This window comes from Agrococcus sp. HG114 (assembly GCF_024723325.1).
Lineage (GTDB): Bacteria > Actinomycetota > Actinomycetes > Actinomycetales > Microbacteriaceae > Agrococcus.
The window spans coordinates 1-20,807 of record NZ_JANQCH010000030.1 but is presented as its reverse complement, the minus strand read 5'-3'; the positions used below and the strand labels follow the sequence as shown (position 1 = coordinate 20,807).

The window sequence follows — 20,807 nt, the reverse complement described above, 5'->3', positions numbered from 1 at the left end:
GAGCGCTTCAATCGCACCCTGCAAACCGAATGGGCCTACCGGCAACCCTTCACCAGCAACGCCCAACGCGCCGCCGCACTTGTCCCATGGCTCGAGCGCTACAACACTGAACGCATCCACTCAGCCATCGGCGCCCCACCGGTCACCCGCGCGGCACCAACGTCATGACCGCGTACAGCTAGCCGGCGAGCGCGGCGTCGACGATCGCCTTCGCCTCGGCCTGCACCTGGCGGAGGTGCTCCTCGCCCGCGAACGACTCCGCGTAGATCTTGTAGACGTCCTCGGTGCCCGACGGGCGGGCCGCGAACCACGCGCGCTCGGTGACGACCTTGAGCCCGCCTATCGCGGCGCCGTTGCCGGGCGCCTCCGTGAGCTTCGCGACGATCGGGTCGCCGGCGAGCGAGGTCGCCTCGACCGCGTCCCCGGTCAGCTTCCCCAGCCGGGCCTTCTGCTCGCGGGACGCCGGCGCATCCACCCGCTCGTACACGGGCGAGCCGAATCGCGCGGTGAGCTCGCCGTACAGCTGCGACGGCGACTTGCCCGTCACGGCGCGGATCTCGGATGCGAGCAGGCACAGCAGGATGCCGTCCTTGTCGGTCGTCCAGACGTTGCCGTCGGCCTGCAGGAACGACGCCCCCGCCGATTCCTCGCCGCCGAAGCCGACCGAGCCGTCGACGAGCCCCGGCACGAACCACTTGAACCCGACCGGCACCTCCCACAGCCGCCGCCCGAGCGACTCCGCCACCCGGTCGATCATCGACGACGACACGAGCGTCTTGCCGATCGCCGCGTCGGCGCGCCACTGCGGCCGGTGCGCGAAGAGGTACTCGATCGCGACGGCGAGGAAGTGGTTCGGGTTCATGAGCCCGCCATCGGGCGTGACGATCCCGTGGCGGTCGGCGTCGGCGTCGTTGCCGGTGAGGATGTCGAACTCGTCCTTGCGCGCGAGCACCGACGCCATCGCGTTGGGGCTCGAGCAGTCCATGCGGATCTTCTCGTCCCAGTCGAGCGTCATGAACGCCCAGGTCGGGTCGACGACCGGGTTCGTCACGGTCAGGTCGATGCCGTACCGCTCGGCGATCGCGCCGTAGTAGTCGACGGAGGCGCCGCCGAGCGGATCTGCGCCGATGCGAATGCTCGACGCCTTGATCGCATCGAAGTCGATCACGCGACCGAGCGCGTTCACGTACTCCTCGCGGAAGTCGTACAGCTCGACGCGCGGGTCGCTGCCGCCCGCCACCTCGACGCGCTGGACGCCCTCGAGGCCGCCGGCGATCAGCTCGTTGGCGCGCTTCGCGATCCAGCCGGTCGCATCCGAGTCGGCGGGCCCGCCGTGCGGCGGATTGTACTTGAAGCCGCCGTCCCGGGGCGGGTTGTGCGAGGGGGTGACGACGATGCCGTCGGCCTGGTCAGATGCGGATGCGCTGTGGTTGTAGTCGAGGATCGCCCGCGACACCGCCGGGGTCGGCGTCACCGAGCCCCGCGCATCCGCCATCACCCGCACGCCGTTCGCGACGAGCACCTCGAGCGCCGTGCGCTCGGCGGGCAGCGAGAGCGCGTGCGTGTCGCGCCCGATGAAGAGCGGCCCGGAGATCCCCTGCGCGCCGCGGTACTCGCAGATCGCCTGCGTGATCGCGAGGATGTGCGTCTCGTTGAAGGCGGTGTCGAACGCGCTGCCCCGGTGCCCGCTCGTGCCGAATGCGACCGCCTGGTCGGGGTTCGTCACGTCGGGCACGAGCTCGAAGTAGGCGCGCTCGAGCGCGGCGACATCGATGAGGTCCTGGGGCTGTGCGACGGTGCCGGCTCTGCTCATGGCCCCATCCAAGCATCGGCCGCTGAGCGGCGGCAGTTCGCCCGCGGCGCGCGGCCCCTCCGCGGACAGGTATATGCCGAGTGGCTCGAATGCGCCGCGCTTTCGAGCACTTGCGCATATATCTGTCGGCTCATCGACGCGCGGTCGAGGCTCCGGAAGTCGGCCGTTGTCGGGCCGGGAGCCCGGTGCCACACTGGCGCCCGTGGACGCACGCGACGGCGCGGACGACCGCGAGCGGGCGCTCGAGGCCGCGCACAGCGCCGCGCTCGACTGGCTCGCCTCGCTCGACAACAGACCGGTCTGGCCGCGCGCGACCCTCGACGAGATGCTCGAGGTATTCGGCGGCGAGCTGCCGGGCGACGGCGAAGACCCCGCCGCGGTGGTCGAGCGGCTCGCCGCCGACGCCGGCCCCGGGCTCGTCGGCATCCCCGGCCCCCGCTTCTTCGGCTTCGTGATCGGCGGCACGCTGCCGGCGGCGCTCGCGGCCGACTGGCTCGTCTCGGCGTGGGATCAGAACTCGGGCTCGGCGATGCTCACACCGACGACGGTCGCGCTCGAGCGCATCGCGGGGCGGTGGATGCTCGAGCTCTTCGGCCTGCCCGACACCGCCAGCGTCGGCTTCGTCACCGGCGGCCAGATCGCCAACTTCACGTGCCTCGCGGCTGCCCGCAACGCCGTGCTCGCCCGCGCCGGCTGGGATCTCGCCGACCTGGGCCTGCGCAACGCACCCGCCGTGCGCTTCGTCGTCGGCGCCGACCGCCACGGCTCGATCGACCGCGCGGCGCGCTTCCTCGGCATCGGCCGCAGCGAGATCGAGGTCGTCGAGGCCGACGACCAGGGCCGGATGCGCGCAGACGCGCTCGAGCGGACGCTCGAGCACGGCGAGGGGCCGCTCATCGTCTGCCTGCAGGCGGGCGAGGTGCACACGGGCGCGTTCGACGACTTCGCCGCGCTCATCGCGATCGCGCATCAGAGCGGCGCGTGGGTGCACGTCGACGGCGCGTTCGGGCTGTGGGCGGCGGCGAGCCCAGCGCTGCGGCCCCTGACGGCCGGCATGGAGCAGGCCGACTCGTGGGCGACGGATGCGCACAAGACCCTGAACGTGCCGTACGACTGCGGCATGGCGATCGTGCGGGACCCGGCCGACTCGATCGCGGCGTTCCGCACCGGCGGCGACTACCTCGTCTACACGGGCCTCGACCCGTGGGACGTCACGCCCGAGCTCTCGCGCCGCGCCCGCGGCGTGCCCGCGTGGGCCGCGCTGCGCAGCCTCGGCCGCTCCGGCGTGGCAGCCCTCGTCGACCGGCTGCACGCGAACGCGGTCGCGATGGCTGAGGGGCTCGCGGTGATCGACGGCGTCGAGGTCGTCAACGACGTCGACTACACGCAGGTGATGTTCCGGCTCGGCTCCGACGAGGCCACGCGGGCGCTCGGCGGCGCGATCCTCGCCGAGGGCACCGCCGTCGTCACCGGCGCCGAGTGGCGCGGGCGGGCGGCGCTCCGCTGCTCGATGTCGTCCTGGGCGACGACCCCGGGCGACGTCGAGCGCACCCTCGCGGCGATGCGGTCGCTCGCCACCTCCTGAAGCAGTCCGGCGCGCGCCGCGACCTAGGCTGGATCCATGACCCAGCCTCGCGTCGTCACGTTCCTCGGCCCTCGCGGCACGTTCACCGAGGCGGCCCTCGAGCAGGTCGAGGGGCTCGAGGACGCCGAGCGCATCCCGGTCGCGAACGTCGCCGAGGCGCTCACCGCGGTCGCGACCGGCCGCTCCGACGCGGCGATGATCGCGATCGAGAACTCGATCGAGGGCGGCGTGACCGCCGCGCAGGACGCGCTCGCCGCCACCCCGGGCATCCGCATCATCTCCGAGCACGTCGTGAACGTGAACTTCTCGCTCGTCGCCCCCGCCGGCACCCGCCTCGACGACATCACGGTGATCGCAGCGCACCCGGTCGCGTGGGCGCAGTGCTCGGGCTGGCTGCAGCGCGAGCTGCCCGGCAGAGCCCACCTGCCCGCCGCATCCAACGTCACCGCCGCCGCCGAGCTCGGCAGCGGCACCGCCGAGGCCGCTCTCTCGACGCCCACGATCGGCGACTGGGTCGATGGGCTCGACGTGCTCGCCGACCGGATCGGCGACAACCCGGATGCGGTGACCCGCTTCCTCTTCGTCGGTCGCGCGGGCGCTCCAGGCGAGCCGACCGGCGCCGACAAGACGAGCCTCGTCGTCGAGCTGCCGAGCGACGAGCCGGGCATGCTGCTCGACATGCTCGAGCAGTTCGCGACCCGCGGCGTCAACCTCTCGCTCATCCAGTCGCGGCCCATCGGCGACCGGCTCGGCCGCTACCGCTTCGTGATGGACGCCGACGGGCACATCCGCGACGAACGGGTGGCGGATGCGCTGCTCGGCCTGAAGCGCTTCAGTCCGTCGGTGACGTTCCTGGGTTCGTACCCGCGGGCCGACGGCCAGCGCATCCATGTCGAGCGCCGCTACACCGACCGCTCGTTCGTCGAGGCGCGGGACTGGCTGCGCGGCCTGCTCGCGGGGGAGCCGGACCCCGCGTAGACACGACAACGTTACGCCATGTGACTATGGGTGACATTACCTGTCGTTAGAGTGCTGTGGTGTCGCCGATCGATCCGGCGCGCATCCAGCACTCGACAGGAAGCAGTCCCGTGATCCTCTCCGGCCTCGTGATCGGCGCCCTCCTCGGCTTCGCCATGCAGCGCGGGCGCTTCTGCGTCACCGGCGCGTTCCGCGACGTCTGGCTCGCGAAGCAGTCCCGGTGGCTCACCGCGTTCTTCGTCACGATCGCCGTCCAGTCGGTCGGCGTCTTCGCGCTCGACGCGGCCGGCGTGATCGAGCTCGGCGGCGGGGCGTTCCCGTGGCTCGCGGCGATCCTCGGCGGCCTCGTCTTCGGCTTCGCCATCGTCTACGCCGGCGGCTGCGCGACCGGCACCTACTACCGAGCGGGCGAGGGCCTCATCGGCTCGTGGATCGCGCTCGGCGGCTATGCGCTCTCGGCCGCGATCATGAAGCACGGGCCGGGAGCCCCGCTCGTCGATGCGCTCCGCGGCGTGCAGGCGCCGGTGGGCACCGTGCACGAGCTGCTGGGCGTGAGCCCATGGGTGCTCGTCGCACTGCTCGTCGCCGGCACGGGCGCCGCGACGTGGCACCACCTCCGCCGGGACGCCGCCCGGCCGAAGCCCGTGCAGCTGCCCACGCGCCGGAAGGGCCTCGCGCGCATCCTCTTCGAGCGACCGTGGAACGCGTTCGCGACCGCCGTCGTGATCGGCGTGCTCGCGATCGCGGCCTTCCCGCTCTCCTGGGCGACGGGGCGCGAGGCGGGCCTCGGCATCACGACACCCAGCGCCGACATCGTCGCGTTCCTCGTCACGGGCGACGTCGAGCTCGTCGACTGGGGCGTCATGCTCGTGCTGGGCATCCTCATCGGCGCGTTCATCGCGGCGAAGGGCTCGGGTGAGTTCCGCGTCCGGGTGCCGGATGCGCGGACGGTGCTGCGCTCGACCGGCGGCGGGCTGCTCATGGGCGTGGGCGCCGCGATCGCCGGCGGCTGCACGATCGGCAACGCGATGGTCGGCTCCGCGCTCTTCACGCTGCAGGGCTGGACGGCGTTCGCCGCCATGCTGCTCGGCACCGGGATCGCGGTGCGGCTCGTCTTCGGCGCCCGCCGCGCCGGCAGCGCGGCGACTGCCCCTTCTCCCGTGAGCGTCGGCGCCTGACGCCCCCGACGCATCCGCTCGAACCATCACCGACCCAGGAGGAACCATGACCGTCCACGTGCTCGAGACCGAGGGCCAGGTGTGCCCGTTCCCGCTCGTCGAGGCCAAGCGCGCGATCGCCGGCATCCCGAGCGGCGACGAGCTGCGCATCGACTTCGACTGCACGCAGGCGACCGACTCGCTGCCGCGCTGGGCCGCCGACGAGGGCTATGCCGTCACGCACTTCGACCGCACGGGCGACGCGAGCTGGACCATCACGGTCCAGAAGCCGTAGCGGGCGCGGCAGCCCGTCGGCTCAGACTGCGGGGCCCTCGTCGCGCGCGTGCTCGCGCGGCACCCGCACCACGAGCGCGTCCTCGCGGATCGTCGCGCGCAGCGCGACCGCCTCGCCGACCACGTCGCCGTCGACCTGCACCGCGCGCGGCTCCTCGAGGCGCGCGTGCGTCTCCTTCGCCTGCCCGTACCCGAGCGCCGCGCCGGTGCGCTGCCGGCCGAGGTGCCCGCGGCGGCGGAGCAGCTTCGTCACGATCAGGTTGTTGCGCGCGATGTAGCCGGCGAGCTGCATCCAGCCGCGCGTGCCGCGCGGGCGCACGAGCGCGATGTCGAGCAGCCCGTCGTCGATCGCGGCGTCGGGGAGGATGATGATGCCGTTCGTCACCGTGCCGCAGTTGCCGATGAGCATCGTATTGACGACCGAGCGGGTCGTGCGGCCGCCGTCGAGGCGCACGTGCACCCGCACCTTGTCGAGCGACGAGATGACGCGGCCGGCCGCATCCACGTAGGCGAGCCAGCCGACCTTCTTCTTCAAGTCCTCGTCGGTCTTGTCGATCATCTCGGCGTCGAGCCCGAAGCCGACCATCACGGCGAACGCGTGCTTCGAGCGCTTCCCGTCGGGCGCCTGGATCTCGAGCTCGCCGAGGTCGATCTCGCGATCGGCGCCGTCGAACGCGACCGCGACCGCGTTCGCGAGGTTCGTCACGTCGATGCCGAGGTTGCGGGCGAGCAGGTTGCCCGTGCCCGCCGGCACGATGCCGAGCGGCACGCGCGTGCTCGTGATCTCGTCGGCCGCGACCCGCACGGTGCCGTCGCCGCCCGCCACGATGAGCAGGTCGATGTCCTCGGCGAGCGCCGCCCGCACCGCGGCGCGGCCCGCGTCGTCCGCATCCGTCGCGAACCACAGCGGCTCGGACCACTCGAGCGGCTGCGCCGTCTCGATGTGGGGCGCGAGCGTGGCGCGGTCGAGCTTGACCGGGTTGTAGACGATGCCAGCGCGCATGGGGGAACAGTACCCGCCGGGAGCCGTGAACCCGCTCGGCTCCCGGTCGCGCCTCGTAGACTGGCGCGGTGATCGATCCCCAGCTGCTGCGCGAGCAGCCCGAGCTCGTGAAGGCCAGCCAGGAGCGCCGCGGCGACCCGGTCGACTACGTCGACGACGCGCTCGCCGCCGAGAGCGCCCGCCGCGCCGCCATCACCGAGTTCGAGCGGCTGCGCGCCGAGCAGAACGCGCACGGCAAGCTCGTCGGGCAGGCGGCGAAGGAGGAGCGCGCCGCGCTCATCGAGCAGGGGCGCTCGCTCGCGAGCGGCGTGAAGGATGCGCAGGCGCGCGTGACCGAGGCGGAGGCCGCGTTCGACACGGCTGTCTCGCGGCTCGGCAACCTCGTGCACCCCGAGGTGCCGGCGGGGGCCGAGGAGAACTTCGTCACCCTCGCGACCCACGGCGCCGAGCGCACGTTCGACTTCGAGCCCCGCGACCACGTCGAGCTCGGCGAGAGCCTGCGCGCCTTCGACATCGCGCGCGGCGCGAAGGTCGCGGGCTCCCGCTTCTACTACCTGACCGGCATCGGCATGCGGCTCGAGCTCGCGATCATGCTGCTCGGCCTCGACCAGGTGCTCGCCGACGGCTTCACGCCGCTCACGACGCCCACGCTCGTGCGCCCCGAGGTCATGCGCGGCACCGGCTTCCTCGGCGAGCACGCCGACGAGGTCTACTACCTGCCGGCCGACGACCTCTACCTCACCGGCACCTCCGAGGTCGCGCTCGCGGGCTTCCACGCCGACGAGATCATCGACGTCGAGCAGCCCAAGCGCTACGCCGGCTGGTCGACGTGCTACCGGCGCGAAGCGGGCTCCGCGGGCCGCGACACCCGCGGCATCCTGCGCGTGCACCAGTTCAACAAGCTCGAGATGTTCTCGTACGTGAAGCCCGCCGAGGCCGAGGCCGAGCACGACCGCATGCGCGCGCTCCAGGAGCGCATGCTGCAGGCGTGCGAGCTCGACTACCGCGTCATCGATGTCGCCGCGGGGGATCTCGGCTCCTCCGCCGCCCGCAAGTTCGACATCGAGGCGTGGATCCCGTCGCAGCAGCAGTACCGCGAGCTCACCTCGACCTCCAACTGCACGACCTTCCAGTCGCGCCGCCTCGGCACCCGCTACCGCACCGAGACGGGGAAGACGGCGCCGGTCGCGACGCTCAACGGCACCGCCGCGACGACTCGCTGGCTCGTCGCGATCCTCGAGACGCACCAGCAGGCCGACGGCTCGGTGCGCGTGCCCGAGGCGCTGCGCCCCTACCTCGGCGGCCTCGCCGTCATCGAGCCGGTCGGGTCGGCCGCGTGATGGAGCCGATGCTCATCGCCCTCGACATCGACGGCACGGTCGTGCACGAGGACGACTCGCTCTCCCCGAGGGTGGCGGATGCGGTGCGCGCGGTCGTCGACGCCGGTCACGTCGTCGTGCTCGCGACCGGCCGCTCGCAGCGCACGACCGAGTCGACCGCCGTGCGGCTGGGCATCGAGCCCGCGCACCTCATCTCGGCGAACGGGGCGCTCGTGCTCGAGCGGCGCGGCGACGCGTACGAACCGATCCACGTCGAGACGTTCGACCCGTCGGAGGCGCTCCGCACGATCGCCGCGGGACTCCCGACCGGGTCGTTCATGGTCGAGGACGCGACGGGCCATCGCCGCTACACCGACGGCATGGTCGACTGGAACCTCGACGACGCCGAGCGCGTCGAGTTCGAGGGCCTCTTCGAGCGGCCCGCGATGCGCGTCGTGGTGATGAGCCCCGACCACGAGGTCGACGAGTTCCTCGAGATCGTCGAGGGGATGGGCCTGCACAAGGTGTCCTACGCGATCGGCTACTCGTCGTGGCTCGACATCGCCCCCGACGGCGTGACGAAGGCGACGGGCCTCGAGCGGGTCGCGAGCCTGCTCGAGATCCCGCGCGAGCGCATCCTCGTCGTCGGCGACGGGCGCAACGACATCGAGATGTTCGAGTGGGTCGCCGCCGGAGGCGGCCGCGCGGTCGCGATGGGCCAGGCGCCCGACGAGGTGAAGGCCGCCGCGACCGAGGTCACCGCCGACGTGCACGACGACGGCCTCGCCGAGGTGCTCGAGGGGCTGCTCGTCTCGGCGTGACGTCGGCGCGGCGGTGCCCGGCCGCCCCGACGTCCCGAGCGCGCTGACGGCATCTGCGTAGGCGACGCATCCGCGCCGCCTCTAGAATCGTCCGAAGGCTCCGCCGCGCACCCAGCCCGCGCGAGGGCGCCTGGAGGGCTGTCCGAGCGGCCGATGGAGCCGGTCTTGAAAACCGGTGGGCAGCGATGCCTCGTGGGTTCGAATCCCACGCCCTCCGCATCGGGAACCACGATCGAGGAGGGAGTGCCATGGCAGCCGAGCGCGCGACGACCGTGGTCGACACCTCGTCGATGGCGCCCCGCCACGGCCGGCTGCGCCGCCACTCGGGCGTCGCGCACGTCTTCCGCTGGGTCGCGCTCGGCCTCGCGGTCGTGCTCGCCTCGATCGTGGGCGTCGTCGGCATCTCGGTGCTGCGCGTCACCACGGGCATCACGACCGTCGACCTCGGCGCCGACGTGCCGCCCGCCCAGGCGGGCTTCGCGCCCTACGAGGGCGGCTTCACGATCCTGCTCGTCGGCTCCGACCAGCGCGAGGGGCAGGGCGAGGCGTTCGGGGAGTCCGCCTACGACGGCGGCAAGCTCAACGACGTCACGATGCTGTTGCACGTGAACGACGACCACAGCCAGGCGCGCGTCGTGTCGTTCCCGCGCGACCTGCTCGTCGACTTCCCCGCGTGCGAGGACCCGGCGACGGGCGACACCGTGCCGCCCGCCCGCAACGTGCAGTTCAACCAGGCGCTCGGCCGCGGCGGGCTCGCGTGCGTCGCGACGGTCGTCGAGGACCTCACGGGCATCGACGTGCCGTACGCGGCGATGATCACCTTCCAGGGCGTCATCAACATGTCGACCGCGGTCGGCGGCGTGCCGGTGTGCTTCGCGGGCCCGATCGACGACCCATGGACGGGGCTCGAGATCGAGGAGGCCGGCGTCCACGAGCTCGAGGGCGAGCAGGCGCTGCAGTTCCTCCGCTCGCGGCACGGCGTCGGCGACGGCTCCGACCTCGCGCGCATCTCGTCGCAGCAGGTCTTCCTCTCGTCGCTCGTGCGCACACTGCAGTCGGATGCGGTGCTCACCGACTTCACGCGGCTGTACGCGATCTCGCAGGTCGCGATCGAGAACATGACCCTCTCGTCGGGGCTCGGCGACATCGGCACGATGGTGTCGATGGCGCGCGTGCTCGCCGACATCCCGCTCGAGACGATGCAGTTCGTGCTGTACCCGAACGTCCCCGACGGGCCGCGGGTCGTGCCCGACGAGGAGCGCGCCGACGAGCTCATGCGCCGGATCCGCCTCGACCTGCCGATCGAGCTGGGGGAGGACTCGCTCGGGGTCGGGTCGACGGATGCGACGCCCGAGCCGACGACCGGGCCGAGCGCGTCCGCGTCGCCCGGGCCGGGCGCATCCGCCACCCCGACGCCCTCCGCGACGCCCGAGACCTCGGGATCCGCTGCGCCGACGCCGAGCCCGACGCCGGAGCTCGACGGCGTCATCGGCCAGGACGCCTCCCAGGAGTCGTGCGTCGTCCCCTTCGGCGGCTGACGCCCGCTCTCCGCCGGTCGAGCAGTGCGCGACGCGGCCGTATCAAGACCACTCGCCCGCTTTGCTAGACTTGCCGCTGGCCTGCCCATCGCGGGCCGAGGAGACGTCGCATAGTCCGGCCTAGTGCACCACCCTGCTAAGGTGGAGTCCCCAATAGGGGACCGAGGGTTCAAATCCCTCCGTCTCCACAGCGAGAGGCCCCGACGCTCGAGATCGAGCGATCCGGGGCCTCTTCGTCGTCGGGCGCATGTGCCCGCGCGGGCCCACGGGCGGCGGCCGCCGGCGTGGCGAACGCTGCGCTCAAGCGGAGGCACGCACGTCGCGTGCCCGCCATCGTGCCTGGAGGATCGCCTCGACCTCGACGCACAGCTCGAGCTGGCGCTCCGCGCGCGGGTCGGAGCGGGGCGCCGGATCCTGCAGCGCCTCGAGCAGCTCCCGGAGCCGCGCAGCCATGCGCTGCTGGTCGTCCTCGGCGATGACGTCGTCCTGCATGGCCCGAACCTAGCCCGTGCGTGCTGCCGCGGCCGGGCGGTGGAGCGCCTCCTGACCGATCACGAGGTTGCGATTGAGGTGCCGACGCACCTGGCGCAAGCGGGACTGTGTTTCGGCTGAGGGGTCGCGGACCGGGCGGGATCTGGCGGGCCCGCGCGCTGCTCGCTGGCAGTGTTGGTCTCGCAGGCGACAGTCGAGACAGGACCCGCTGCAACTGGGCGAACGCCCTGGCCGTGACCGCTCCGGCCAGGGCGTCGCCGGAGCCCGCCGCTCGGGGGCTGCGGCGCTGCATCGCCGGCTCAGCCCTCGATCTCGGCGTCCGGGTTCGCGGCCCGCATGAGCGCGATCGCGTCCGCGCGGAGATGCTCGGCGGTCGCCCGCTGCTGGGCGGCCGAGGCTTCGGCGACCGACAGGGCGGCGGCGCGGTCGTCGAGCTCGCGGCGGAAGCGGTCGAGCTCGTCGAAGCGGTAGTCGAGCGATGCCTCCCAGGTCATCGTGACGGGGTCGGCCCCGACCGGCCGGAGGGTCACGTGCCAGCGCGCGCGCTCGTCCGGCGGCGTCGCGGTGAATCGCGCGACGTCCGCCTCGTAGGCTGCGAGCGCCGCCTCGTACGCGCCGCGATCCGCGTCGAGCTGCGCGCGAGCGCGGGCGTTCTCGCCCTCGAGCGCGGCGACCTCCGCCCACGCGGCGTCGACGGCGGCCGTCGCCTGGGGGATCACCGCGCGCGCCCGTCGGTGCGTCTCGACGAGGGCGCCGCGGTCGGTGAAGTAGAGGCCGTAGACGGCTTCGAGCGTCGCCGAGAACCCGCCCGAGGGCATGACCTGCGAGCCGAGGTAGGCGAACTGCTCGTTCGCGCGGTTCTCCTCGTCGCCGGCGACCGACCACTCGATCTGCTCGTGCACGGGGTCATCAGCGGGCACGACTGCCGTCGCGCTCGCGACGAGCGCGTCGACCTGCGCCCGCTCGGGAGGGTCCATGCGCGCGTAGGCCGCGTGCAGCAGCTCGTGCGCCGCGACGGTGACCATGGATTCGTGCAGGCGCTCGTCGGCGGGCCGGAAGACGAAGATGCGGTCGGCGTCGCGGTGCTGCGCGACCCCGGTGAAGCACCCGGCGGTGACGTGCTCGCCACGGTCCGAGCCGCCCACTCCGGCGCACGCCGCCTCGATCTCCTCGAAGCTGCCCAATCGCGGCTCGGCGGCGTAGAAGATCGCCCGACCCTGTGCGGTGAGCAGCATGCGGTCCGCCAGGGCCACCACGTCCGGGCCGGGCGCGACCGGCGTGGCGGCGGGCTGCGGCGTCGCGGCCGTCGAGGTCGAGGGCAGGAATCCGGGCGGCTGAGCCAGGGGCGTCGCCCAGCCGCTCGAGTTGAGCGCGGCCAAGCCGGCCACGAGAGCCACGACGATCCCGATCGCCCCGGCCGTCGGCAGCGGGCGAGCGCGCCGTCGCGAGGGCGCGCTGTGCTCGTTCCACGTCATCGGTGCTCCCGCATCGCGACGGCTGCCGGCGGGGCTGGGACGGCGCCGCGCCGGCTGGTGCCGGGGTCGTGTCTCGCCGCTCGGGATCGCGGCAGTCCAGAGGCTACCCCGTCCCGCGTCGACCCAGTCGCGCATCCCTCCAAAGATTTCTCAGCGGAGGGACGGGCATCGCCGCTACGCTGGCGGAAGCGCAGGGCGGATCTTGCTCTGCGCTTTTGAACGCGGCTCCCAGTCGCACAGCATGATTGAAGGAAATATGGCAACCGGCACCGTCAAGTGGTTCGACTCGGGCAAGGGCTTCGGCTTCATCGCCCCCGACGACGGCGGCAAGGATCTGTTCGCTCACTACAGCCAGATCCAGTCCAGCGGCTTCAAGACCCTCGAAGAGGCTCAGGCAGTCGAGTTCGAGATCGTCGAGGGCAACAAGGGCCCGCAGGCAGCGAACATCCGCCCCCTGTGAGCCTGGTCGCGCCGCGTACGGCGTGACTCGATTCGCGCCGACGGCCAGGGATCAGGTAGTCTGATCCCTGGCCGTTCGGCCAAGCGCCCGTAGCTCAACGGATAGAGCATCTGACTACGGATCAGAAGGTTGGGGGTTCGAGTCCCTCCGGGCGCGCACTGTGTTGAGACAGTAGAAGGCCACCTGCGGAAGCAGGTGGCCTTCGTGGTTCGTCGGGCCCGAAGAGCGCGCGTGCGACCGGCGCTGTGAGCGCTGCGACGGTCAGCGCCATCAATAGTCCCGCCGCGACGTACAGCACGGCGACGAACCAGATGGGGCTCGCCTCGTCGACGAGCGGCGAGGGGGCAGCGGTCCACAGGATGGCCACGAGCCATGCGCCCATGTTGACCGGCACCCACCGGAACGTGCGGGGACGGTCGAGCACGAGCCACTGCGCGAGCGGGATGCTCGCGAGCAGCGCGAGCGCGCCGACGGCGAGCAGGGCGACGGTCCAGGCGCTGTCGATGCGCAGACCCACGGTGCTCGGCAGCATTCCGAGCAGCCACGCGAGGGCCGCCGCGCAGGACGTGGCCCCGATCCATCGCGCACGGTGCGGCCTGTTGCGCTGCATCGCGAGCCATTGGCCCCACCCGAGCGCTGCGCCCTCGACCGCCCCGCCCGCGACGGCGAGCGCGAGGCGCGGCAGGTCGGCGAGCTCGAGCACGATCGCGAGCACGGCCGCGCCGGTCGCGAGGGCGAAGCCGATCGCCTCGCCTGCCGCGACGAGGACGATCCAGCGGGGCACGAAGCGCGAGGCCACGGCTTGACGGTACGACCCTGCGCTCGCGGGGCCAAGCGCGTGATCCTGCCATCTCAGCCGGATCCGGCTGTGGAGCTTCGAGCGCTGGCGTGCGACACTCGTCCGGAGCGACGAGCACTCCAGCGCGGCCGCCAGACCTGCCCGTGCGAAAGGCCCGCCGATGCGCCGCACCCTCGCTCCGCTCACCCTCGCCGCCCTCGCCGTCGCCGCGCTCACCGGATGCGTGATCGCGCCGCCGATGGCTGGCTCCGACTTCGGCTTCGTACCCGCTCCTGCCACCACGGGATACGACGACTACGAGATCGACGCCGCCGAAGAAGCGCGGTGGCAGGAGGAGCATCGCTCGTGGGAGCTCGACTTCGCTGCGCAGGTCGCCGACGAGCTGCGCGCCGCGGGCTCGCAGCTGGCGCCGGGCGAGGGCGAGTCGCTCGAGGTGTTCCGCCACGTCGTCATCGGCGTGGGGTACGAGTGGTGCGAACGGCTCTACCTCGACGACGGGGTGCGGGATGACCCAGCCGCTCATGCAGAGCTCGCGCAGCGCTACGGCTGGACGACCGACGACTACCGCATCGTCGCCGAGGCATCGGAGCTCTCGCTGTGCGGGTACTGACGTCCCGCGCCTGAGCGGCGGCCGCTTGCCGGGGCCCGTGCGCTGCTCGGCACGCTGGCCGAGCAGTGGGGGCATCAGGGCGCGTCGTCGTGCACGCCGCACGAGCAGCCGGCCCGGCCGAGCTCGGCGCTGCGGGCATCGTACGCGCGCAGCACCGCGTGCTCGAAGACCGGCCGGTTCGGGGAGACGAGCTGCTGCGCCCAGAACGGGAGGCGGTGCGCGATCCGGTGCACGGGGCTGCCGACCGTCACCTCCGCGACGAACATCGCCCCGTACAGCAGCGTGAGGATCGAGAAGATCGAGAGCCCGCGCCCTCCGGGAAGGAAGGCTGTCACGATCGGGACGAGCACGATCGCGCCGAAGAACGCGTGGAGGAACGGGGAGCGTCGCACTCGGGCGCGCGCCGCGTCCCGGGCGTACTCGGTCGCCGCGAGCACCGCGGTCGCGCGCGCGATGCGGTGCGCCTCCCCGTGAGGCGTGTCCTCATCGGCGGCGATCCGGCCGATGCGAGCTGCACGGCGCACGGAGCGCTCGATCGCCGACGTCGCCTCGTCGGGCGTCCCCTCGTGGTCCATCGTGCCCACCTCCGCATCCGATCCTCTCGCACTCCGACGGGCCGCAGGGCCCGAACGCACCGCGGCCGCGGCGCCGACATCGCTGTCGGCGCCGCGGCCGTGGCGGGTGGGGCGGAGCCTAGAGGCTGCCGCCGCCCATGATGATGAAGTCGTCCTCGTTGCCCATGATGATGAAGTCATCCTCGTTGCGGAGCGTGGACAGCAGGTGGGTGGGAAGCTGCTTGAAGCGCATGGCCGGTCCTTCGTGGTGGTGGTGGGTGGAGTCCCCGCGGACCGGTCGGGCTTCCGCGGGGGTCTTGCTACCGCTGAATGTAGGGCATAGCACGTGCTCGGCGCGAGCGCGACATCATCCCTCGAGCGTGGCGCTCTCGAGCTGGATGTCGACGCCCGCGAGCGCCTGCGACACCGGGCAGCCGGCCTTGGCCTCCTCCGCGTACTGCTGGAACTGCTCCTGGTCGATCCCCGGCACCGTGCCGCGCACCGTCAGCACGCTCGTCGTGATGCCCTTGCCCGGCTCGAACGTCACCTTCGCGCTCGTGCTCAGCGACTCGGGCGCGTGCCCCGCCTCGTCGAGCGCGTGCGAGAGCGCCATCGAGTAGCACGAGGCGTGGGCTGCGGCGATGAACTCCTCAGGGGTCGTGCCGCCGCCCTCCTCGGCGCGCGCCTTCCAGGTGACGTCGAAGCTCGAGCCGGTGCCGAGCGTCGTCTGGCCGGAGCCGGTCTTCAGGCCGCCGCCCTTCCACTCGGTGCTCGCGTGCGACGTGATGGCCATGGGTCCTCCTCGATCTGCATCCCCGCCGGGGCGGGCCGACGTGCCCAGGCTACGCACCGCATCCGAGCGCCGACAGGGTGCTTGGATGGGAGCATGACTGAGAAGCCCGAGATCGACGCCCCCGAGGGGCCCGCACCCACCGAGCTGGAGATCACCGACATCACCGTCGGTGACGGCGAGGAGGCGGTGACCGGCAAGCAGGTGAGCGTGCACTACGTCGGCGTCGCCCACTCGACGGGCGAGGAGTTCGACGCCTCCTACAACCGCGGCGCGCCGCTCGAGTTCCCGCTCGGCGTCGGCATGGTCATCAAGGGCTGGGAGCAGGGCATCGAGGGGATGCGCGTGGGCGGCCGCCGCAAGCTCGTCATCCCGCCGCACCTCGCCTACGGCGAGCGCGGCGCCGGCGGCGCGATCGGCCCGAACGAGACGCTGATCTTCGTCTGCGACCTGATCGCGGTCAAGTAGCGCGGGACGCACGGGAGGGGGAGGCTGCGCAGCCTCCCCCTCGTCGTCCCCGTCTCAGATCGCCTTGCCGGGGTTCAGGACGCCCGCGGGATCGAACGCGGCCTTGACCGCGCGCTGCAGCGCGACCTGCCGCTCGCCCAGCTCGTCGACGAGCCACCGGCGCTTCAGGATGCCCACGCCGTGCTCACCCGTGAGCGTGCCGCCCATCGCGATCGCCGCCTCGAAGACCTCGTTCGCGCACGCCCAGATCGCCTCGGTCGGCTCCGCGCCGTCGAAGACGAACGTCGGGTGCAGGTTGCCGTCGCCCGCGTGCGCCGTCGTCGCGAGCCGCACCCCGTGGCGGGCGGCAGCCGCGTCGCACGCGCGGAACATGTCCGCGAGCCGCGACCGGGGCACCGAGACGTCCTCGACGAGCACCGTGCCGAACGACTCGAGCGCGAAGTGCACCTGCCTGCGCACCTGCACGAGCGCATCCGACCGCGTCAGGTCGTCGGTGCGCTCGACCGCGCCGCCGTGCGCGGCCAGGATCTCGGCGACGAGCGCCGACGACGCCTCGGCGCCGAGGTCGTCCGTCTGCACGAGCACGAACGCGCCCTGCATCGGCTGCCCCGTGTAGGCGGCGAGCATCGACACGGCGTCGCGCCCGACGAGCTCCATGATGGCGGGCCGGATGCGCGCGGCCGTGACCGCGGTGCACGCGGCGGCGGCGAGGGCCTCGTCCTCGAAGAACGCACCGACCGTCCAGATGCCGCCCTCGACGAGCGGGCGCAGCTTGAGCGTCGCGCCGACGACGATCCCGAGGGTGCCCTCGGAGCCGATGAGCAGCGCCGTGAGGTCGAGGCCCGTGACCCCCTTGACGGTGCGATGGCCGGTCGAGATGAGGCTGCCGTCGGCGAGCACGACGTCGAGCGCGAGCACCCACTCGCGGGTCACGCCGTACTTCGCGCACAGCAGGCCGCCGGCGTTCGTCGCGATGTTGCCGCCGACCGTCGAGATCGCCCGGCTCGCGGGGTCCGGCGGCCACCAGAGCCCGTGCGCCGCGAGCAGCTCGTTGAGCTCGGCGTTGCGGATGCCCGGCTCCACCACGCACGACTGGTCGACGACCGAGACCCCGAGCAGGCGCCGCATCCGCTCGACCGAGACGACGAGTTCGCCGGCGCCGGCGATCGCGCCGCCTGCGAGCCCGGTGCCCGCGGCGCGCGGCACGACCGCGACGCCGTGCTCGCTCGCCCAGCGCAGCGCCGCCTGCACGTGCGCGACCTCCTCGGCCTCGACGATCGCGAGCGGTGCGGCGACCGAGCGGTGGCCCGACTTGTCGGCGCGGGCGACCTCGAGCGCGGCCGGGTCGGTCACGAGCACGTGGGCGGGCAGCGCTGCGCGCAGCGCGTCGAGGCTCACGCGAGCACCAGCCCGTCGACGACGCTCCAGGCGCCGGGCGTGCCGGAGCAGCGCACCGAGTGGGCGTTGTCGGGCGTGCGCGTCTCGAGCCCGGTGACGTGGTCGGCGAAGGCGCGGATGAACGTCCCGTGGGTCACGATCACGAGCGACGCGACGGGGTGGCGCGAGGTCACCTCGTCGATCGCCGCGACCGCGCGCCGCTGCAGGTCGTCGAAGTCCTCCTCGCCCGGCCAGTCGGTGCCGAAGCGCTCGACCGCCTCCGCCTTCGTCAGCCCCTCCGCCTCGCCGTACGCGCGCTCGATGAGGCTCGCGTAGCGGCCGCCGACCTCGAGATCGAGCTCCGCGGCGATGATGTCGGCCGTGACCGCGGCCCGCTGCAGCGGCGACGAGACGACCGCCTGCCACGGCTCGCCCGACGGCGGCTCCTGGGCGAGCAGGCGCGCCGCGGTGTGGGCCTGCGCGATGCCGGCCTCGTTGAGCGGGATGTCGCTCGTGCCCTGGAGCCGTCCGGCGAAGTTGTAGTCGGTCTGGCCGTGGCGGACGAGGGCGATCTCCATGCCGCGAGCCTACGGCGGCGCCAGCCGAGCGGACTCAGCGCACGCCCTGCGGTGCTCTCGTACCGATGCGCTCGTCGCCGTGTCCCGCGCTCGCAGATCGGTACTGGACGCGCCCGAGGCACCGTCGCGCATCCACAGGCTCACATTCCGGCGCCCCGGCGCGTTGGCTGGGTATGGGAGGAATGCGGCCATGACCCACACCATCATCGACAGCCCCATCGGCGACCTCACGCTCGTCGCGCGCGACGGCGCGCTCTCGGGCATCTTCATGACCGACCATCGGCCGGCTCCCGACCCCGCAGGCTTCGGCGACCGCGACGACGCGCTGTTCGCGGATGCGGTGGCGCAGCTCGGCGAGTACTGGTCGGGGGAGCGCACGGCGTTCGACCTCGTGCTCGACCCGGCGGGCAGCCCGTTCCAGCGGCGGGTGTGGGAGGCGCTGCGCGCGATCCCCTACGGCGAGACGCGCACGTACGGCTGGATCGCGGCGCGCATCGGGCAGCCGACGGCCGTGCGGGCGGTCGGGCTCGCGAACAGCCGCAACCCGCTCTCGATCGTCGTCCCGTGCCACCGCGTGGTCGGCGCGAGCGGCGCGCTCACCGGCTACGCCGGCGGGGTGGAGCGCAAGCGCTTCCTGCTCGATCACGAGGCCGGCGCCCGGCTAGATTCGGTCGCGTGAGCCGTGCGCCGTTCGATGCTCTCGTCACCCAGCACGGCGCTCGGGTCTGGCGGGTGTGCCGGGCGCTGCTCGACGAGGCCGACGCCGACGACGCGTGGAGCGAGACGTTCCTCGCGGCCCTCGAGGCGTACCCGACGCTCGCGCACGACACGAGCATCGAGGGGTGGCTCGTGACGATCGCGCACCGCAAGTCGATCGACGTGCTGCGCAAGCGCGCGCGGCTCGTCGTCGGCGACGTGCCCGACCGCGTCGCACCCGCGACGGGGCGCGACCTCGACCTCGCGCGCGCGCTCGCGCAGCTGCCGCAGCGGCAGCGCGAGGCGGTCGTGCTGCACCACCTCGGCGGGCTGCCGTTCGCCGAGGTGGCGGTGCAGCTCCAGTCGTCGACGGATGCGGTGCGGCGCGCCTCGTCGGACGGCGTGCGCCGGCTGCGCGTGCTGATGGGGGAGCAGCCATGACCGGCGCTGCGGGATCGCTGCCGGGCGCGGGCCCGACCCTGGCGCCGGACGCGCTGCCGAGGCTGCGCGCGCGGCTCGCCGACCGCGCAGCGGAGCGAGGCCTCCTCGACGTCGCCTACCGCGCGCTCGAGACCCCGGTCGGCACGCTGCTGCTCGCAGGCACCCCGAAGGGGCTCGTCTCGGTGACCTTCGACGGTGCCGCGCCCGACGAGACCCTCGGGCGCCTCGCGGCGACGCTCAGCCCCCGCGTGCTCGAGGCGCCCGCGCGACTCGATCCCGCCGCGCGGGCGATCGACGACCTCATCGCGGGGCGCGCTCGGGCGTTCGCCGGGCCGCTCGACCTCGCGCTCGCCCGTGGCTTCGGGCGCGACGTGGTGGAGCGCCTGCGGGAGATCCCCTACGGCGAGACGCGCAGCTACGCCGAGGTCGCCGCGGCCGTCGGCTCGCCGCGCGCCGTGCGGGCGGTCGGCACCGCGTGCCGCCGCAATCCTCTGCCGATCGCCATCCCCTGCCACCGCGTCGTGCGCAGCGACGGCGGGCTCGGTCAGTACGCGGGCGGTGTCGACGCGAAGCGTGCGCTGCTCGCCGTCGAGGGCGCCGCGCTCGCCGACTAGCCTTGCCCCTGTGCCAGCAACCGAGCTCCTCGCCGTCGTCGAGCGCGACGGCTTCGCCGAATCCGAGCACCGCGGCGTCGCCGTACTCGTCGACCCCGACGGGCGCGTGATCGAGGCGCACGGGCACATCGACCGGCCGTTCCTCGCGCGCAGCGCCCTGAAGCCGCTGTTCGCCGCGACGCTCATCGACGCGGGCCTCGTCGAGCTGCAGAGCGCGCACGCGGCGCTCGCGAGCGCGAGCCACTGGGCCGACGCCGAGCACCTCGCGACCGCCGAGGCGATGGCCGCGGCGCACGGCGTCGACGAGGAGGCGCTGCGCTGCCCGCCGATGCGCGCGCCCGACGGCACGCAGCGCCGGTTCGCGCACATGTGCGTCGGCAAGCACATCGCCATGGCCGCCGCCGCGAGGGCCATGGGCGCCGCCGGCGACTACTGGAGCCCGGACCACCCCGTCACCGAGCTGCTGCGCGACGGCGTCCGAGCGGCGACGGGCGAGGTGGTCGAGGGCGCCGCGCGCGACGGCTGCGGCGCGATGGTCTTCGCGACCACCCCGGTGGGCCTCGCCCGCGCCTTCCGCCGGCTCGCGCCGGACGGCGCCGGGGCGCACCGGTTCGTGGGCGACGCCGTCCGCGCGCATCCGACCCTCATCGACGGCGCGGGCCGACCCGACGCGGTCGTGATCGCCGCGACCGGATGCGCGACGAAGTTCGGCGCGGAGGGCACGCAGGCGATGGTCGCCCCCGACGGCACGACCGCGGTCGTCAAGAGCGCCGACGGCGCCCGCCGCGCTGGTGCGCCCGTCGCGCTCGCGATGCTCGAGCGCGCCGGCGCCGTGCCGGAGGGGACGCTCGAGCGGCTGGCGGAGCCGCTCGGCCTCGTGCAGCGCAGCGCCGGCGAGCCGGTCGGGATGCTGCGCCCGGTCGTCTGAGCGCGACGGTCCGAGCC

General features: G+C 73.2%; 24 protein-coding genes and 3 tRNA genes. 18 read left to right on the top strand and 9 right to left on the bottom strand.

The genetic code is table 11. From position 1 onward, the window contains the following. A partial coding sequence (locus tag NWP09_RS05085; protein ID WP_258274452.1) for an integrase core domain-containing protein occupies positions 1 to 168 on the top strand: 168 nt, incomplete at its 5' end. 10 nt (positions 169 to 178) lie between these two features. Here the strand turns inward: NWP09_RS05085 and pgm are convergent. Further along, the gene (gene pgm, locus NWP09_RS05080; RefSeq protein ID WP_258274450.1) at positions 179 to 1,813 is read right to left on the bottom strand and encodes a phosphoglucomutase (alpha-D-glucose-1,6-bisphosphate-dependent); all 1,635 of its coding nucleotides are present in this window, start codon (positions 1,811 to 1,813) and stop codon (positions 179 to 181) included. A gap of 202 nt (positions 1,814 to 2,015) precedes the next feature. Between pgm and NWP09_RS05075 the strand changes: the two genes are divergently transcribed. From NWP09_RS05075 to NWP09_RS05060, 4 genes are read left to right on the top strand one after another with little or no spacing between them, the layout of a single operon-like run. Continuing rightward, positions 2,016 to 3,398 carry an aminotransferase class V-fold PLP-dependent enzyme gene (locus tag NWP09_RS05075; RefSeq protein WP_258274449.1) on the top strand — a complete coding sequence of 461 codons (1,383 nt, stop codon included), beginning with the start codon at positions 2,016 to 2,018 and terminating at the stop codon, positions 3,396 to 3,398. Between the two features lie 36 nt (positions 3,399 to 3,434). Next, positions 3,435 to 4,376, top strand: coding sequence for a prephenate dehydratase (gene pheA, locus NWP09_RS05070; RefSeq protein WP_258274448.1), 942 nt, complete (start codon positions 3,435 to 3,437; stop codon positions 4,374 to 4,376). A gap of 59 nt (positions 4,377 to 4,435) precedes the next feature. After that, positions 4,436 to 5,554, top strand: a complete 1,119-nt coding sequence (locus tag NWP09_RS05065) for a YeeE/YedE family protein (protein ID WP_258274447.1) — start codon at positions 4,436 to 4,438, stop codon at positions 5,552 to 5,554. Positions 5,555 to 5,600: 46 nt separating this feature from the next. Next, positions 5,601 to 5,828 carry a sulfurtransferase TusA family protein gene (locus NWP09_RS05060; protein ID WP_258274446.1) on the top strand — a complete coding sequence of 76 codons (228 nt, stop codon included), beginning with the start codon at positions 5,601 to 5,603 and terminating at the stop codon, positions 5,826 to 5,828. A 21-nt stretch (positions 5,829 to 5,849) separates the two neighbouring features. On the opposite strand, the gene NWP09_RS05055 is transcribed toward NWP09_RS05060, so the two are convergent. Beyond that, positions 5,850 to 6,830 carry a diacylglycerol kinase family protein gene (locus tag NWP09_RS05055; RefSeq protein WP_258274445.1) on the bottom strand — a complete coding sequence of 327 codons (981 nt, stop codon included), beginning with the start codon at positions 6,828 to 6,830 and terminating at the stop codon, positions 5,850 to 5,852. A 68-nt stretch (positions 6,831 to 6,898) separates the two neighbouring features. Here NWP09_RS05055 and serS point away from each other — a divergent pair, with 68 nt between their 5' ends. The 5 genes from serS (at position 6,899) to NWP09_RS05030 (ending at position 10,696) form a co-directional block, all read left to right on the top strand. Next, positions 6,899 to 8,170, top strand: a complete 1,272-nt coding sequence (gene serS / locus NWP09_RS05050; protein WP_258274444.1) for a serine--tRNA ligase — start codon at positions 6,899 to 6,901, stop codon at positions 8,168 to 8,170. Further along, positions 8,170 to 8,970, top strand: coding sequence for an HAD family hydrolase (locus tag NWP09_RS05045; protein ID WP_258274451.1), 801 nt, complete (start codon positions 8,170 to 8,172; stop codon positions 8,968 to 8,970). Before serS ends, NWP09_RS05045 begins: the two co-directional genes overlap by 1 nt. 132 nt (positions 8,971 to 9,102) lie before the next feature. Beyond that, positions 9,103 to 9,187: transfer RNA gene (locus NWP09_RS05040), tRNA-Ser, on the top strand. Between the two features lie 31 nt (positions 9,188 to 9,218). Beyond that, positions 9,219 to 10,508: an LCP family protein gene (locus tag NWP09_RS05035; protein WP_258274443.1), complete on the top strand. Its 1,290-nt coding sequence runs from the start codon at positions 9,219 to 9,221 to the stop codon at positions 10,506 to 10,508. Positions 10,509 to 10,607: 99 nt separating this feature from the next. After that, positions 10,608 to 10,696 (top strand) — tRNA-Ser (locus NWP09_RS05030). 112 nt (positions 10,697 to 10,808) lie between these two features. On the opposite strand, the gene NWP09_RS05025 is transcribed toward NWP09_RS05030, so the two are convergent. Then, positions 10,809 to 11,000, bottom strand: a complete 192-nt coding sequence (locus NWP09_RS05025) for a hypothetical protein (RefSeq protein ID WP_258274442.1) — start codon at positions 10,998 to 11,000, stop codon at positions 10,809 to 10,811. Positions 11,001 to 11,299: 299 nt separating this feature from the next. Then, the gene (locus NWP09_RS05020; protein WP_258274441.1) at positions 11,300 to 12,475 is read right to left on the bottom strand and encodes a hypothetical protein; all 1,176 of its coding nucleotides are present in this window, start codon (positions 12,473 to 12,475) and stop codon (positions 11,300 to 11,302) included. Positions 12,476 to 12,731: 256 nt separating this feature from the next. Between NWP09_RS05020 and NWP09_RS05015 the strand changes: the two genes are divergently transcribed. Continuing rightward, complete coding sequence (locus tag NWP09_RS05015) at positions 12,732 to 12,935, top strand: cold-shock protein (protein ID WP_026372698.1); 204 nt, start codon at positions 12,732 to 12,734, stop codon at positions 12,933 to 12,935. 83 nt (positions 12,936 to 13,018) lie between these two features. Continuing rightward, positions 13,019 to 13,091 (top strand) — tRNA-Arg (locus tag NWP09_RS05010). Here the strand turns inward: NWP09_RS05010 and NWP09_RS05005 are convergent. Further along, entirely contained in the window at positions 13,057 to 13,734 is a 678-nt protein-coding gene (locus tag NWP09_RS05005) for a hypothetical protein (RefSeq protein WP_258274440.1), read from the bottom strand. The genes NWP09_RS05010 and NWP09_RS05005 overlap by 35 nt on opposite strands. Before the next feature lie 160 nt (positions 13,735 to 13,894). Between NWP09_RS05005 and NWP09_RS05000 the strand changes: the two genes are divergently transcribed. Next, complete coding sequence (locus NWP09_RS05000; protein WP_258274439.1) at positions 13,895 to 14,344, top strand: hypothetical protein; 450 nt, start codon at positions 13,895 to 13,897, stop codon at positions 14,342 to 14,344. A 74-nt stretch (positions 14,345 to 14,418) separates the two neighbouring features. Here NWP09_RS05000 and NWP09_RS04995 read toward each other — a convergent pair whose 3' ends face one another. Beyond that, a complete protein-coding gene (locus tag NWP09_RS04995; protein ID WP_258274438.1) occupies positions 14,419 to 14,919 on the bottom strand; it encodes a hypothetical protein in 501 nt (166 codons plus the stop codon). Positions 14,920 to 15,265: 346 nt separating this feature from the next. Continuing rightward, complete coding sequence (locus tag NWP09_RS04990; protein WP_258274437.1) at positions 15,266 to 15,691, bottom strand: OsmC family peroxiredoxin; 426 nt, start codon at positions 15,689 to 15,691, stop codon at positions 15,266 to 15,268. A gap of 93 nt (positions 15,692 to 15,784) precedes the next feature. On the opposite strand from NWP09_RS04990, the gene NWP09_RS04985 reads away from it, so the two are divergent. After that, complete coding sequence (locus tag NWP09_RS04985; RefSeq protein WP_258274436.1) at positions 15,785 to 16,156, top strand: FKBP-type peptidyl-prolyl cis-trans isomerase; 372 nt, start codon at positions 15,785 to 15,787, stop codon at positions 16,154 to 16,156. Positions 16,157 to 16,210: 54 nt separating this feature from the next. On the opposite strand, the gene NWP09_RS04980 is transcribed toward NWP09_RS04985, so the two are convergent. Further along, complete coding sequence (locus tag NWP09_RS04980; RefSeq protein WP_258274435.1) at positions 16,211 to 17,554, bottom strand: FAD-binding oxidoreductase; 1,344 nt, start codon at positions 17,552 to 17,554, stop codon at positions 16,211 to 16,213. Further along, a complete protein-coding gene (locus tag NWP09_RS04975; protein ID WP_258274434.1) occupies positions 17,551 to 18,111 on the bottom strand; it encodes a histidine phosphatase family protein in 561 nt (186 codons plus the stop codon). Before NWP09_RS04975 ends, NWP09_RS04980 begins: the two co-directional genes overlap by 4 nt. A 190-nt stretch (positions 18,112 to 18,301) precedes the next feature. On the opposite strand from NWP09_RS04975, the gene NWP09_RS04970 reads away from it, so the two are divergent. Genes NWP09_RS04970 through NWP09_RS04955 form a run of 4 tightly spaced genes read left to right on the top strand, consistent with a single transcriptional unit; the run spans position 18,302 to position 20,790 of the window. Continuing rightward, a complete protein-coding gene (locus tag NWP09_RS04970) occupies positions 18,302 to 18,790 on the top strand; it encodes a methylated-DNA--[protein]-cysteine S-methyltransferase (protein WP_258274433.1) in 489 nt (162 codons plus the stop codon). Continuing rightward, on the top strand, positions 18,787 to 19,248 hold the full coding sequence (locus tag NWP09_RS04965; protein WP_258274432.1) for an RNA polymerase sigma factor: 462 nt from the start codon (positions 18,787 to 18,789) through the stop codon (positions 19,246 to 19,248). The genes NWP09_RS04970 and NWP09_RS04965 overlap by 4 nt, the downstream gene beginning before the upstream one ends. Beyond that, entirely contained in the window at positions 19,245 to 19,862 is a 618-nt protein-coding gene (locus NWP09_RS04960) for a methylated-DNA--[protein]-cysteine S-methyltransferase (RefSeq protein WP_258274431.1), read from the top strand. Before NWP09_RS04965 ends, NWP09_RS04960 begins: the two co-directional genes overlap by 4 nt. 10 nt (positions 19,863 to 19,872) lie before the next feature. Next, complete coding sequence (locus NWP09_RS04955) at positions 19,873 to 20,790, top strand: asparaginase (protein ID WP_258274430.1); 918 nt, start codon at positions 19,873 to 19,875, stop codon at positions 20,788 to 20,790. The last annotated feature ends 17 nt before the right edge of the window (positions 20,791 to 20,807 follow it).

Coding starts and splice junctions, on each gene's coding strand:
- NWP09_RS05015 (WP_026372698.1), top strand. CDS start 12,732: ATGGCAACCGGCACCGTCAAGTGGTTCGACTCGGGCAAGGGCTTCGGC.
- NWP09_RS04995 (WP_258274438.1), bottom strand. CDS start 14,919: ATGGACCACGAGGGGACGCCCGACGAGGCGACGTCGGCGATCGAGCGC.
- NWP09_RS05060 (WP_258274446.1), top strand. CDS start 5,601: ATGACCGTCCACGTGCTCGAGACCGAGGGCCAGGTGTGCCCGTTCCCG.
- pgm (WP_258274450.1), bottom strand. CDS start 1,813: ATGAGCAGAGCCGGCACCGTCGCACAGCCCCAGGACCTCATCGATGTC.
- NWP09_RS05045 (WP_258274451.1), top strand. CDS start 8,170: ATGGAGCCGATGCTCATCGCCCTCGACATCGACGGCACGGTCGTGCAC.
- NWP09_RS05035 (WP_258274443.1), top strand. CDS start 9,219: ATGGCAGCCGAGCGCGCGACGACCGTGGTCGACACCTCGTCGATGGCG.
- NWP09_RS04975 (WP_258274434.1), bottom strand. CDS start 18,111: ATGGAGATCGCCCTCGTCCGCCACGGCCAGACCGACTACAACTTCGCC.
- NWP09_RS05020 (WP_258274441.1), bottom strand. CDS start 12,475: ATGACGTGGAACGAGCACAGCGCGCCCTCGCGACGGCGCGCTCGCCCG.
- pheA (WP_258274448.1), top strand. CDS start 3,435: ATGACCCAGCCTCGCGTCGTCACGTTCCTCGGCCCTCGCGGCACGTTC.
- NWP09_RS05025 (WP_258274442.1), bottom strand. CDS start 11,000: ATGCAGGACGACGTCATCGCCGAGGACGACCAGCAGCGCATGGCTGCG.
- NWP09_RS05055 (WP_258274445.1), bottom strand. CDS start 6,830: ATGCGCGCTGGCATCGTCTACAACCCGGTCAAGCTCGACCGCGCCACG.
- NWP09_RS05000 (WP_258274439.1), top strand. CDS start 13,895: ATGCGCCGCACCCTCGCTCCGCTCACCCTCGCCGCCCTCGCCGTCGCC.
- NWP09_RS04970 (WP_258274433.1), top strand. CDS start 18,302: ATGACCCACACCATCATCGACAGCCCCATCGGCGACCTCACGCTCGTC.
- NWP09_RS04985 (WP_258274436.1), top strand. CDS start 15,785: ATGACTGAGAAGCCCGAGATCGACGCCCCCGAGGGGCCCGCACCCACC.
- NWP09_RS04960 (WP_258274431.1), top strand. CDS start 19,245: ATGACCGGCGCTGCGGGATCGCTGCCGGGCGCGGGCCCGACCCTGGCG.
- NWP09_RS04990 (WP_258274437.1), bottom strand. CDS start 15,691: ATGGCCATCACGTCGCACGCGAGCACCGAGTGGAAGGGCGGCGGCCTG.